The organism is Cupriavidus sp. 22TCCZM01-5 (assembly GCF_057798915.1).
On record NZ_JBYOJR010000023.1, the window covers coordinates 33,388 to 45,708 of the forward strand.

Annotated in this window: 16 protein-coding genes and 1 tRNA gene; 2 read left to right on the top strand and 15 right to left on the bottom strand. The window is 61.9% G+C overall.

The window, feature by feature from the left end; genetic code table 11:
* Window positions 1-55 precede the first annotated feature (55 nt).
* The 6 genes from AC3FNH_RS20575 to petA form a co-directional block, all read right to left on the bottom strand.
* Window positions 56-131 (bottom strand) — tRNA-Thr (locus tag AC3FNH_RS20575).
* Window positions 132-192: 61 nt separating this feature from the next.
* Window positions 193-681 (bottom strand): ClpXP protease specificity-enhancing factor, encoded by a 489-nt coding sequence (locus tag AC3FNH_RS20580; protein WP_488721405.1) that lies wholly within the window; start codon window positions 679-681, stop codon window positions 193-195.
* A gap of 56 nt (window positions 682-737) precedes the next feature.
* Complete coding sequence (locus AC3FNH_RS20585; RefSeq protein WP_008643086.1) at window positions 738-1,349, bottom strand: glutathione S-transferase N-terminal domain-containing protein; 612 nt, start codon at window positions 1,347-1,349, stop codon at window positions 738-740.
* Window positions 1,350-1,557: 208 nt separating this feature from the next.
* Window positions 1,558-2,301, bottom strand: a complete 744-nt coding sequence (locus AC3FNH_RS20590; protein WP_276098729.1) for a cytochrome c1 — start codon at window positions 2,299-2,301, stop codon at window positions 1,558-1,560.
* A gap of 38 nt (window positions 2,302-2,339) precedes the next feature.
* The gene (locus tag AC3FNH_RS20595; protein ID WP_488721406.1) at window positions 2,340-3,743 is read right to left on the bottom strand and encodes a cytochrome b; all 1,404 of its coding nucleotides are present in this window, start codon (window positions 3,741-3,743) and stop codon (window positions 2,340-2,342) included.
* A 2-nt stretch (window positions 3,744-3,745) separates the two neighbouring features.
* A complete protein-coding gene (gene petA / locus AC3FNH_RS20600; RefSeq protein ID WP_276098731.1) occupies window positions 3,746-4,363 on the bottom strand; it encodes a ubiquinol-cytochrome c reductase iron-sulfur subunit in 618 nt (205 codons plus the stop codon).
* Window positions 4,364-4,578: 215 nt separating this feature from the next.
* On the opposite strand from petA, the gene mscL reads away from it, so the two are divergent.
* Window positions 4,579-5,016 carry a large conductance mechanosensitive channel protein MscL gene (gene mscL / locus AC3FNH_RS20605; RefSeq protein WP_276100832.1) on the top strand — a complete coding sequence of 146 codons (438 nt, stop codon included), beginning with the start codon at window positions 4,579-4,581 and terminating at the stop codon, window positions 5,014-5,016.
* A gap of 64 nt (window positions 5,017-5,080) precedes the next feature.
* Here the strand turns inward: mscL and AC3FNH_RS20610 are convergent, their stop codons facing one another.
* Window positions 5,081-5,827: a Nif3-like dinuclear metal center hexameric protein gene (locus AC3FNH_RS20610; protein ID WP_488721407.1), complete on the bottom strand. Its 747-nt coding sequence runs from the start codon at window positions 5,825-5,827 to the stop codon at window positions 5,081-5,083.
* 19 nt (window positions 5,828-5,846) lie between these two features.
* Between AC3FNH_RS20610 and AC3FNH_RS20615 the strand changes: the two genes are divergently transcribed.
* Entirely contained in the window at window positions 5,847-7,040 is a 1,194-nt protein-coding gene (locus AC3FNH_RS20615; protein WP_276098732.1) for a Do family serine endopeptidase, read from the top strand.
* Between the two features lie 408 nt (window positions 7,041-7,448).
* Here AC3FNH_RS20615 and AC3FNH_RS20620 read toward each other — a convergent pair whose 3' ends face one another.
* The 8 genes from AC3FNH_RS20620 to hisI all read right to left on the bottom strand — a co-directional run bounded on the left by AC3FNH_RS20620 (window position 7,449) and on the right by hisI (window position 12,321).
* The gene (locus AC3FNH_RS20620) at window positions 7,449-8,591 is read right to left on the bottom strand and encodes a porin (protein WP_488721408.1); all 1,143 of its coding nucleotides are present in this window, start codon (window positions 8,589-8,591) and stop codon (window positions 7,449-7,451) included.
* A 229-nt stretch (window positions 8,592-8,820) separates the two neighbouring features.
* Complete coding sequence (tatC, locus tag AC3FNH_RS20625) at window positions 8,821-9,609, bottom strand: twin-arginine translocase subunit TatC (RefSeq protein WP_276098734.1); 789 nt, start codon at window positions 9,607-9,609, stop codon at window positions 8,821-8,823.
* 110 nt (window positions 9,610-9,719) lie between these two features.
* Window positions 9,720-10,226 carry a Sec-independent protein translocase protein TatB gene (gene tatB, locus AC3FNH_RS20630; protein WP_276098735.1) on the bottom strand — a complete coding sequence of 169 codons (507 nt, stop codon included), beginning with the start codon at window positions 10,224-10,226 and terminating at the stop codon, window positions 9,720-9,722.
* A gap of 99 nt (window positions 10,227-10,325) precedes the next feature.
* Window positions 10,326-10,550 carry a Sec-independent protein translocase subunit TatA gene (tatA, locus tag AC3FNH_RS20635; RefSeq protein ID WP_483709574.1) on the bottom strand — a complete coding sequence of 75 codons (225 nt, stop codon included), beginning with the start codon at window positions 10,548-10,550 and terminating at the stop codon, window positions 10,326-10,328.
* Between the two features lie 145 nt (window positions 10,551-10,695).
* The gene (locus tag AC3FNH_RS20640) at window positions 10,696-11,052 is read right to left on the bottom strand and encodes a histidine triad nucleotide-binding protein (protein ID WP_488721409.1); all 357 of its coding nucleotides are present in this window, start codon (window positions 11,050-11,052) and stop codon (window positions 10,696-10,698) included.
* Between the two features lie 53 nt (window positions 11,053-11,105).
* Window positions 11,106-11,495, bottom strand: coding sequence for a DUF4870 family protein (locus AC3FNH_RS20645; protein ID WP_276098737.1), 390 nt, complete (start codon window positions 11,493-11,495; stop codon window positions 11,106-11,108).
* Between the two features lie 44 nt (window positions 11,496-11,539).
* On the bottom strand, window positions 11,540-11,917 hold the full coding sequence (locus AC3FNH_RS20650) for a phosphoribosyl-ATP diphosphatase (protein ID WP_276098738.1): 378 nt from the start codon (window positions 11,915-11,917) through the stop codon (window positions 11,540-11,542).
* Window positions 11,914-12,321, bottom strand: a complete 408-nt coding sequence (gene hisI, locus AC3FNH_RS20655; RefSeq protein WP_276098739.1) for a phosphoribosyl-AMP cyclohydrolase — start codon at window positions 12,319-12,321, stop codon at window positions 11,914-11,916. Before hisI ends, AC3FNH_RS20650 begins: the two co-directional genes overlap by 4 nt.

Sequence of the window (12,321 nt, forward strand, 5' to 3'; positions counted from 1 at the left end):
CGCAAGAGAAACAAAAAAGGGGTTGCGCGATTTACGCGCAACCCCTTTTTTTAATTGGTGCCGGCTGCAGGACTCGAACCCGCCACCTGATGATTACAAATCAACTGCTCTACCTGATGAGCTAAGCCGGCATATCTGATGCAGACCGCGATTCTACTGCATTGCGGTCCGCTTTGGTGCATTGCGAATGACTTACTTCACTACCTTCAGCGACGGCTTCTTGCCACCGATGCGCGGCACGGGCGGCGGGGTTTCGTCGTCGTCCGGAGTGCCTTGCTCGGCGCTGACGGTGGTCTCGGACTCCACCGGAGCCAGCTTGGGCGGCGGGTTGTTTTCGCGTTCGGTCGCGGCCTGGGTTTCCGGCACGCTGCGCTCGACCGGGAATGCCATGCCCTGCCCGTTTTCACGTGCGTAGATGGCGAGCACGTTTTCCACGGGCACGTCGATCTTGCGCGAGATGCCGCCAAAGCGCGCGCTGAACGTGATCCACTCGTTGCCCATATCCAGGCCGCTGGTGGCGTCAAAGCTCACGTTGAGCACGATCTCGTTGTTCTTGACGAATTCGCGCGGCACGCTGGTATTCGCGTCGACAAAGACGGCGATATACGGCGTGAAGCCGTTGTCCGTGCACCATTCGTAGATGGCGCGGATCAGGTAAGGCTTGGTGGAGGTTTCAGGCATGGTGCTTCTTCATGGCGCCGGCAACAGGCCCGATGCAAGCATCGGGCCCGCCAGGCTTAGCGGCGCATGACCTTTTCCGACGGGGTCAGCGCTTCGATATAGGCCGGACGGCTGAAAATACGCTCGGCGTACTTGAGCAGCGGCGCGGCATTCTTCGACAGCTCGATGCCGTAATGGTCCAGGCGCCACAGCAGCGGAGCGATGGCCACGTCGAGCATCGAGAACTCTTCGCCGAGCATGTACTTGTTCTTGACGAAGATCGGCGCGAGCTGGGTCAGGCGGTCGCGGATCGCGGCACGGGCACGCTCGTGATTCTTTTCCGCGGCCTTGCCCTTTTCGTTCTCGAGCACGTAGACGTGGGTGAACAGTTCCTTTTCGAAGTTGAACAGGAACAGGCGCGCGCGCGCACGTTGGACCGGATCGGCCGGCATCAGCTGCGGGTGCGGGAAGCGCTCGTCGATGTACTCGTTGATGATGTTCGACTCGTACAGGATGAGGTCCCGCTCGACCAGGATGGGCACCTGGCCATAGGGATTCATGACCGAAATGTCTTCGGGCTTGTTGAACAGGTCAACGTCGCGGATCTCGAAGTCCATGCCTTTTTCGAACAGGACGAGGCGGCAACGTTGGGAAAACGGGCAAGTCGTACCCGAATACAACACCATCATGGTTGGATTCCTTGGGCTTAGCCGATGCTGGGTCGGACAGTAGGGTCAGACATTCTGCCAAAACCGGGCATCGAATTGCAAATAAGTTATAAATGCAGCACTTTTAGAGCACCATTTACGGCGGCTCCAATAGAAAAGGGGCCAGAGCGGTGCTGCGACTGCAACTTCCGCTCTGGCCCCTGCGCTCATGCCGGGCCGGCCTGAGACCTTACTTCACGTCCTTCCAGAAGGCGGCGTTCAGGCGCCAGGCGAAGACGGTGAACATGCCCAGGAACAGCAGCACCCAGACGCCCAGGCGCTTGCGGTGGTTCTGCGCGGGCTCGGCCATCCAGTCCAGGAAGCCGACCAGGTCCGCGGTGGCCTGGTCGTACTCGACCTTGCTCATCTTGCCCGGGCTCAGTTGCTCGAAACCGGCGAACTTGTGGACCTTCTCGCCATGCTCTTCCACTTCGGAGAACTTGGCGGCGCGCTGGCCCTGCAGCTCCCACAGCACGTGCGGCATGCCGACGCTCGGGAACACCAGGTTGTTCCAGCCGGTGGCGCGGCCGTCGTCGCGGTAGAAGGTGCGCAGGTAGGTGTAGAGCCAGTCGTCGCCGCGGGCGCGGGCGATGACCGACAGGTCCGGCGGTTGCGCGCCGAAGAAGGCCTTGGCTTCCTTCGGCTGCATGGCGATGGTCATGGTCTCGCCCACCTTGTCCGCCGTGAACAGCAGGTTGTCGCGGATCTGGTCATCGGTCAGGCCGATGTCCTTGAGCCGGTTGTAGCGCATCATCGATGCGCCGTGGCAGTTCAGGCAGTAGTTGACGAACAGCTTGGCGCCACGCTGCAGCGACGACAGGTCGGCGGTGTTCACCGGTGCCGGCTCCAGGGGATAGCCCCCTTCGCTGGCCATGACGGGCGCGGCGGCAAAGCAGGCGCCTGCCAGCGCAATGATGGAAAGCAGCTTTTTCATCGTGTGTCCTTGTCCTCTTGTCGGGTTCGCGCGTTCGCTCAGTGCGGATGGAACGTGACGCGCTCCGGCACCGGCTTGAACTCGCCGGCGCGGCTCCACAGCGGCATGGTCAGGAAGAAGGCGAAATACAGCAGCGTGCCGAGCTGCGACACCTTCTCGCCCACCGGCGACGGCGGTTGCACGCCGAGGTAGCCGAGGACCAGGAACACCACCACGAAGACGATCAGGATCGTCTTGTGGAAAGCGGGACGATAGCGGATGGACTTGACCGGCGAGCAGTCGAGCCACGGCATGAAGAACAGCACGATCACCGAGCCACCCATCACCAGCACGCCCCAGAACTTGGCGTCGATGAAGTAGAAGCCCACGGCCAGGATCACGGCGATGGCCACGGACGCGGCCTTGATGCCCGCGCTCTTGCTGCGCACGAACAGCATGCCCAGCACCAGTGCGAAGAACACCCACAGGATCGGCAGGAAGTTCGACGTGGTGGCACGCAGCATCGAGTAGAACGGCGTGAAGTACCACACCGGCGCGATGTGCGGCGGGGTCTTGAGCGGGTCAGCCTGGAAGAAGTTGTTGGCTTCCAGGAAATAGCCGCCCACTTCCGGGAAGAAGAAGATCACGGCCGAGAAGATCACCAGGAAGCCGGCAACACCCAGCGTGTCGTGCACCGAGTAGTAGGGGTGGAACGGGATGCCATCGAGGGGCACGCCGTTCGCGTCCTTCTTGGCCTTGATCTCGACGCCGTCCGGGTTGTTGGAGCCCACTTCGTGCAGCGCGATGATGTGCGCGACCACCAGCGCCAGCAGCACCAGCGGCACGGCAATGACGTGGAACGAGAAGAAGCGGTTCAGCGTGGCATCGCTCACCACGTAGTCGCCGCGGATGAACAGCGACAAGTCCTGGCCGATCACGGGGATGGCCGAGAACAGGTTCACGATCACCTGGGCGCCCCAGTACGACATCTGGCCCCAAGGCAGCAGGTAGCCCATGAAGGCTTCGGCCATCAGGCACAGGAAGATCAGGCAGCCAAAGATCCAGACCAGCTCGCGCGGCTTGCGGTACGAGCCGTACAGCAGCCCGCGGAACATATGCAGGTACACCACCACGAAGAACGCCGAAGCGCCGGTGGAGTGCATGTAGCGGATCAGCCAGCCCCACGGCACTTCGCGCATGATGTATTCCACGCTGGCGAAGGCGACGGGAATGCCGGCGGCGTTGAGTGTACCGTCCGGCTTGTAGTTCATCACCAGGAAGATGCCGGTGACGATCTGGATCACCAGCACCAGCAGCGCCAGCGAGCCGAAGAAATACCAGAAGTTGAAGTTCTTCGGCGCGTAGTACTTGGAGAGATGGTCTTCCCACAGTTGCGTGGCGGGGAAGCGGGCGTCGATCCAGCCCAGCAGACCGGTTGTCTTGACTTGCTTATCGGCCGCCATGATCAAGCTTCTCCTTTTTCATCCTTGCCGATCACGATCTTGGTGTCGGTCAGGAACTGGTATGGGGGAACATCGAGATTCTGTGGGGCCGGTTTGTTCTTGAAGACGCGGCCAGCCAGGTCGAAGGTGGAGCCGTGGCAGGGGCAGAGAAAACCGGGATCAGTGCCGAGCTGGGGATTGGAGCCGGCAACGAAGGGGCCCGAAGGCGAGCAGCCAAGGTGGGAGCAAATGCCCACGACGACCAGGAGGTCCTTGTGTTCCGCGCGGGAGCGGGTTTCGTTCTTGCAGTACTCCGGCGTCTTCATGGTGAAGGGAACGTCGGAGTTGGGGTCGGCGACTTCGCCGTCGGTCTTCTTGAGCGAGGCCAGCATCTCGTCGGTGCGGCGCAGGATCCAGACCGGCTTGCCGCGCCATTCGACCGTCATCATCTCGCCGGGCTTGAGGGCGCCGATATCGGCTTCCACTGGCGCGCCGGCCGCCTTGGCCTTCTCGGATGGTGCAAAGGTACTGACGAAAGGAACCGCTACTGCCACGCCTCCGACGCCGCCAGCGACGGATGTCGCGATCAACCAATTGCGGCGACCTTTATCCACGCTCTTCACGTCTTGCTGGTCACTCATTCCAAACCCCAGGGGAAGTCAATTTAGATTTTGCGTCAACCATAAATTGTACATGAGGCACCTCCGCGCGAGATAGGCGAAAAACCCGATGGGAATGTACGATTATCGGTCGAACGCGCTGATAGCCGTGTGCAAACTTGATTTCCGCGCATTGATGCGGCAGGCTTCTGGCCTTGAAGGCGTTCATTGCTAGCAAACAAGAAGGAGAAAGCCCCATGAGCATGATGTCGGAGTTCAAGACCTTCGCAATGCGCGGCAACGTGATCGACCTTGCGGTCGGTGTGATCATTGGTGCTGCATTCGGGAAAATCGTGGATTCGGTCGTCAATGACCTGATCATGCCGGTGATCGGGCGAATCGTTGGCAAGCTGGATTTTTCCAATATGTTCATTACGCTGGCGGAGCCACCGGCAGGCACGACGATGACGCTGGACGCATTGAAGAAAGCGGGCGTGCCGGTGTTTGCTTACGGCAATTTCCTGACCATTGTGGTCAACTTCGTGATTCTGGCCTTCATCATTTTCCTGATGGTGCGGGCATTCAATAAGATGCGCGCGGAAGCGCCGGCAGCCCCGGCGGAACCGCCGCCGACGCCCGAGGATATCGCCCTGCTGCGTGAAATCCGCGACAGCCTGAAAGCCCGCCAGCCTTGATTCGGCAAGTTCAGGATTCTGACAAGACAACGGCCCCAGTGGGGGCCGTTTTTATTGATACGCGTCAAACAGGATTGGGAATGTCGATGAAGGTGTGGTGCAGGCCGAAGCGCTGCGCCACATGCTCGCCGAGCGAGCGAATGCCGTAGCGCTCGGTGGCATGGTGCCCGGCCGCGAGATAGGCCACGCCGCTTTCGCGTGCGAGGTGCGTGGTCTGCTCGGAAACTTCGCCGCTCAGATAGGCATCGACGCCCGCTGCGACGGCAGCATCGAAATAGCCTTGCGCACCGCCGGTGCACCACCCTACCGTGCGGATCATCTGGTCGGGGTCGCCGATTGCGAGCGGCTCACGACCGAGCACGCCGCCCACGTGCGCGGCGAATGCCTGCAGCGGCATCGGCGCAGGCAGCGTGCCGGTCCAGCCGAGCTGATCGTCGCTGAAGCGGCCCGTCGGGGTGAAGCCTAGCTGCAGTGCAAGCTGGGCGTTGTTGCCGAATTCCGGATGGTTATCGAGCGGCAGGTGATAGGCGAACAGGTTGACGTCTGCCGCCAGCAGCCGTTTGAGGCGTGCATGCTTCTGGCCAACCACGCGCGCATCCTCGTTTTTCCAGAAGTAACCGTGGTGCACCAGGATGGCCTGCGCGCCGGCTTCGATGGCCGCCTCGACCAGAGCCAGGCTGGCCGTCACCCCCGTTACGATATGTGTGACTTCGGCGTTGCCTTGCACTTGCAGACCATTGGGACAATAGTCCTTGTAGCGGGAAACCTCCAACAGGTCGTTCAAGTACAATTCCAGCTCTTTAGTCTTCATTTTTTGCTCAAACTCCAATATGTTGCGGCGCTTTTGGCTGTTCTTTGCGCAGGCTGTCACCGTCGTGCTGGCAGTCTGGTTCGTCGTCGCCACGCTCAAGCCCGAGTGGCTTCAGAGGGGGCGTGTCGCGGTGCAGTCAGGGTCGCCTATCGTGGCGCTGAAGGAAGTCGTGCCCAATGTGACCGGCGCTGCCGCGGAAGGGTCTTATAGCGAAGCTGCGCGGCTGGCGATGCCTGCCGTGGTGAATATTTTTACCAGCAAGAACGGCACCCGGCGCTCGCCCCACCCGCAGGCCGAGGATCCGTGGTTCCGCTTCTTCTTCGGCGACCGCCTGCCGGAGCGCCAGGAGCCGGTGTCCAGCCTGGGATCGGGCGTCATTGTCAGTGCCGAGGGTTACATTCTAACCAACCACCACGTGGTCGACGGCGCCGATGAAATCGAGGTGGCGCTGACCGACGGCCGCAAAGCCAACGCCAAGGTGGTGGGCTCGGACCCCGAGACGGACCTGGCGGTACTGAAGATCTCGCTGAAGGAACTGCCGGCCATCACGCTGGGCCGGCTGGAGAACGTCAAGGTCGGCGACGTGGTGCTGGCGATCGGCAACCCGTTCGGCGTCGGCCAGACCGTGACGATGGGTATCGTCTCGGCGCTGGGCCGCAGCCACCTGGGGATCAATACGTTCGAGAACTTCATCCAGACGGATGCCGCCATCAACCCCGGCAATTCCGGCGGCGCGCTTGTCGACGCGCAGGGCAACCTGCTGGGCATCAACACGGCGATCTATTCGCGCTCGGGCGGGTCGCTCGGCATCGGCTTCGCGATTCCGGTATCGACGGCCAAGCAGGTGATGGAATCGATCATTTCGACCGGCAGCGTGACACGCGGCTGGATCGGCGTGGAGCCGCAGGACATGACACCGGAGATCGCTGAATCGTTCGGGCTGGAGGCCAAGGAAGGCGCACTGATCGCGGCCGTGGTGCAAGGCGGCCCGGCCGACAAGGCAGGCGTGAAGCCCGGCGACGTGCTGACGTCCGTCGATGGCCAGTCCATCACGGATACCACGGCGCTGCTTAACGCGATTGCCCAGCTTAAGCCCGGCGCGGACGCCAAAATGAAGGTGATTCGGCGCGGCAAGCCGACCGAGCTGACGGTGACCATCGGCAAGCGGCCTCCGCCTCCGCGGCGTGCGCTGCCGTTAGATGAAGAGGAATAGCAGCGTCACTGCATGCTGATTGCTCCCCCGGAACCCCGCCCCTTGAACGGCGGGGTTTTTTGTTGCCTGGCGCTTCGCCGGCGTTGCAGGATGATCCCCTCTTCGCCTCGGCCTTCCCCATCGCCCGCTTGGACAGGCAACCAGACGGCTGGCGCCGTATCTATGGAAACGCTCACACCTATTGTCCAGGCGCCCGATATACCGCAGCTTGCGCGAAGCATCCACCCCGCGCGACGTCTGGCACCGTCCCCCAGTACCCGCGTGCAAATCGGACGTGTCGTTCGCACCCTGGCCGTGCCACCCACGACTGCCGTCACTGGCGCGCGGACGACAAAACAAAACGCCGGCATCCTTTCAGATGCCGGCGTTTTTCAAGTCAATCTACAGCGGGCCTAGGCCCGCGTCAGATTAGAACTTGTGGCGGATACCGACGGTAGCGCCGAACTGGCTGTCACCCTTGCCGGTCGCGTCAACGTTGGTCTTGCCGAAGCCGCTAACACCCAGATTCGAGTTGTTGCGGTTGTAGGCGTAGGCCAGGCTCAGGTAAGCGTCGGTGCGCTTCGACAGAGCGTAGTCAGCCGTGGCAACGAACAGCCACGGATCAGCCTTGTTGCCGCGGAAGTCTTGGTAGTAAGCGGCGCCCGTCAGCGAGAATGCCGGCGTCACTTGGTAACCAGCACCCAGCCAGTACAGGTTCGACGAAGCCTTGGCACCAGTCAGAGCTTGTGCGCTCAGGCCCAGGAACGGGATCGTGCCCAGGTCAACACCCTTGGCCCAACGATAGCCGGCGAACAGCTTGGCCGGACCGAAGGCGTACGTACCAGCCAGCGAAGCGCGGCGAACCACGGCGTCCGGATTGGCGGTGAAGCCCAGGTTGGTTTCGTCATAGACGGCGCCCACGGAGAACGGACCACCAGCGTAGGTCAGGCCCAGGCTGTACTCGCGGCCAATTTTCCACGTGCCCGGAACTTCACCCTGGTTACCCTGGAAGACGCCAGCAGCGCCGCCGGTGTTCGAGCCGAAGCTGTACAGCGCGTTTGCGGTCAGGCCACCGAAGGTACCGATGTACTTGATCGAGTTGTCAGCACGGCTCGAGAAAGCGCCATCCTGAGCGGTGATCGAGTAGTTCGACGAAATGGCCATCGGGTCGAACTGCAGACCGAAGTCATAGAACGGGGTCTGGTGACGACCCAGAGTCAGCTGGCCGTACTGGCTGCCGACACCGACGTAGGCCTGACGACCGAACAGACGGCTGTCGTTGCCCATCTTGCCGTCGTCAACGGTGAAACCGCTTTCCAGCACGAACAGACCCTTCAGGCCGCCGCCCAGGTCTTCCACGCCACGCAGGCCCCAACGGCTGCCCGACTGGCCGCCCGAGATCAGACGGGTCACGCTGTGGCCGGAGCCCACGCCTTGGGACAGGTTAGCGGGCTGGTTGTTCTGATATTCGATACCAGCGTCAACAACACCGTACAGGGTTACGCTCGACTGGGCATACGCGCCACCAGCAGCCAGGGCGGCGACGGCAGCAGCAAACAGTTTCATCTTCATATCGACACTTTCCTTGTCAACTGATTGGGAAATCTTGGTTGCCCAAGTGCTTGGGCGACGCATTAACTTTCACGTCTGCTGCGTATTATGGGCCAGCGTCCCCGGCCGTCAGAAGGCTTTTTCGGCGTAAACCGCGTATACGGATGCTTTTTGTTGTGATCGAACAACAGAAATGGGGAAAGAATTCCCCATTTTGGTGCGAAATTGCCGCTTCCGCTGTCCTGCAGACTCAATCGGCCTGTGTTTCTCCCGCCGCATCAGTGTCCGCCTCGGGCCGTCCTACAAAGCGCGCCATCAGCAGCCCGAGTTCGTATAGCGCGATCAGGGGGACGGCAAGAAGCAGTTGTGAAAGCACATCCGGCGGCGTGACGACGGCCGCAATGATGAAGGCCCCCACGATCACATAGGGACGGACTTGCTTGAGCTTTTCAAGCTCCACGACGCCAAAGCGAACCAATACGATCACGACCACCGGTACCTCGAAGGTGATGCCGAACGCGAGGAACATGGTCATGGCAAAGCTCAGATACTTGTCGATATCCGTCGACATGTCCGCACCGAGCGGCGCGTTGTAGTGCGCCATGAAGTGGAAGACGGTCGGGAAGACCAGGAAGTACGCAAACGCCACGCCGCACAGGAACAGCACGTAGCTGCTGCTGACGAGCGGCAGGATCAGCCGCTTCTCGTGCTGGTACAGGCCCGGCGCGACAAATTGCCAGATCTGGTACAGCACCCACGGCAAGGCGATCAGGAAGGCGACCAGCAGCGTCACCTTCATCGGCACGAAGAAGGAGCCGGTGACATCGGTCACGATCATCTTGCCGCCCTTGGGCAGCGACTCCATCAGCGGGCGCGCGAACAGGTTGAAGATGACCGGAGCCCAGTACACCAGTCCCACGAAGACGAGGATGATGCCGGCCACCGCCTTGACCAGGCGTTCGCGCAGCTCGACCAGGTGGGAAATGAAGGTTTCCTGCTGCGATTCGTCTTGGGGATCGTTGGACCGGTTGTCGCTCATGGCGTGGACCGCTCAGCCGTGGCGGCTGGCATTTGGATTTCGGTGATACCGCTTGCGCGGCAGGCATTGCCGATGGCGCGGGCAGCAAGCGTGCTGCCGCGCGGCCAGGCTCATTCGAAGAAGGATCGGGCCCGCCCGGCAGCCGGGCGGTGTCGTTTGACGCGCGCAGCGCCGGACTGGACCCAGACGCGGACGTTGTGCTGTCGCTTGAACCAGAGCGGGCGCGCCCCCTGCTTGACCCTCCAGCTCTTGCGGCCGTTGTGCGACTTGTGAGCCGAGTCCCAGGTCGGCGAGAAGTTCGAAGCGTCACTGCCCGCTTGGGCAGACCCGTCGATACCGCCCAGCGCTTCGTTCAGCGCCTGCGTCTGCTCGCTGACCTCCTTGTGGATCGTGCGCTCGACGTCGCGCGCGGCATCCTCGAATTCCGTGCGCATCTTGCGCAGTTCCTCGAGCTCCACCTCGCGGCTGACTTCAGCCTTGACGTCATTGATATAGCGCTGCGCGCGCCCGACCAGCGCGCCCACGGTGCGCGCCACGCGTGGCAGGCGTTCGGGGCCGATCACGATCAGCGCCACGGCGCCGATCAGCGCCAGCTTCGAAATGCCAAGGTCGATCATGCGGGCGTCGGGCGGATTACTGCCAGGGCGAGGATCATCGGTCGTGCAACCACTCGGTGCGGAGACAGGGCGAAAAGTGAAAGAGCGGCAATGCCAGGCTTACTGCTGGCGGCTCTTTTCCTTGGCTTCCACATCGATCGTGGTGGAGTCGCGCAGTTCCTTGGCCTCTGCCGGCTTGTCGTCACCGCCTTCCTTCATGCCGTCCTTGAAGCCCTTGACCGCACCGCCCAGGTCCTGGCCGATATTGCGCAGCTTCTTGGTACCGAAAACGAGCATGACGATCACCAGAACGATCAGCCAATGCCAGATGCTAAACGAACCCATTTCTTGCTCCTGATGAAGCCGCGGGCGTTACCTGTTGCCGCCCGGACCCGTTGTTCCGTCCGAATTTGGCTGCGCCGGGCGACGGTTGCCGGCGCAGCGTCCGGCCCGCGCACGCGGTCCGGCTCCTCATGCTTCGTCTGCCCGCTCAGGGCAGCGGCACCTTCCACTGGTTGCGGGGCCCACCAAGCACATGTAAATGCAGGTGGTAGACCTCCTGGCCGCCATCCGGACCGGTGTTGATCACCGTCCGAAAGCCGTTGCCGCACCCTGCCGCGCGCGCCAGTTCGGGCACCTTCAGCATCATTCTAGCAAGCACCTCTCCTTCGGCCGGACCACACTCCGCCAGCGAGTCGATATGTGACTTGGGAATCAGCAGGAAGTGTACCGGGGCCTTGGGGTGGATATCGTGGAAGGCCATGATGTCATCGTCTTCATAAACTTTCCGCGACGGAATCTGGCCGGCCACAATCTTGCAGAAGATGCAATTATCCTGGGAATTCATGAAGTTTTCGTTGCGATGTCGGGCGCACGCCAGCGTCGCGGCATACCTGAGCGCTAAATGCCCTGCTCCGCATACATCGGCTTGCTGTCATTAAGGTAGAGCCAGCCCTTGACGATACGATACAGCATCCACAGGGACAGCACCGCCCACACCGCGAAGGCCAGCGGAATCAGCACCACGCTGACGAAAAACACCCCGCCGAGCACCGCCCAGGCCACTGACCACCAGAACGAGCGGATTTGCCACGCGAAGTGCGATGCATACAGCGTGCCGCGCGCATCGTCGCGCTTGACGTAGTCAACGATGATGGCAATCAGCGCCGTTACGCCGCCGGTCAGCCAGAAAATGGCATACAGCGCATAAAGAATGTGCATCAGCTTGCGCAGGCTGCCGAGCCGTTCGCTGTCGCTGATGGTGACCTGCCCCGTGTAGTCGTTCGCCATGCTCGCCCTCCCGATTCCAGTCGCCGGCGGATCGGCGCCAGCCGTCAGCCCTGTTCCTTGCGACTGGCTTTTTCCTCAAGGCCGGACAGCCCTTCCCGGCGCGCCAGCTCGTTGACGACATCCGCCGGCCCCAGGCCGAAGTTGGCCAGCAGCACCATGGTATGGAACCACAGGTCCGCCACTTCGTAGACGACTTTGTCCGCGTCGGCGCCGGACTTGCCGGCCGCGCGCGCGTCCTTGGCAGCCATCACGGTCTCGGTGGCTTCCTCGCCGATCTTCTTGAGGATGGCATCGTCGCCCTTGCGGAACAGCCGCGCGACGTACGATTTCTCGGGGTCACCGCCGTTTTCCGGCTTGCGCGATTCCAGCACCGCGGCGAGGCGTGCCAGTACATCGGCACCGGCGGAGTGGGATTCGGTCATGACTTTGCGTTGTAGATTTGGGAAGGATCCTTGAGCACCGGCTCAACGGTCTGCCAGTCGCCGGTCTCGGCATCGCCTTCGAACTTCTGGAAAAAGCAAGAATGCCGGCCGGTATGGCAGGCGATGTTGTCGACCTGCGTGACCTTCAGCAGCACCACGTCCTCGTCGCAGTCCAGGCGCATCTCGTGCACCTTCTGCACGTGGCCGGACTCCTCGCCCTTGTGCCACAAGCGCTTGCGCGAGCGCGACCAGAACACGGCCTCGCCGAGTTCGGCCGTCTTCTGCAGCGCATCGCGGTTCATGAACGCGAACATCAGCACGTCATTGGTGCCGACTTCCTGGACGATCACCGGCACCAGGCCGTTATCGTCCCACTTGACCTTGTTGAGCCATTTCTTTGCCAT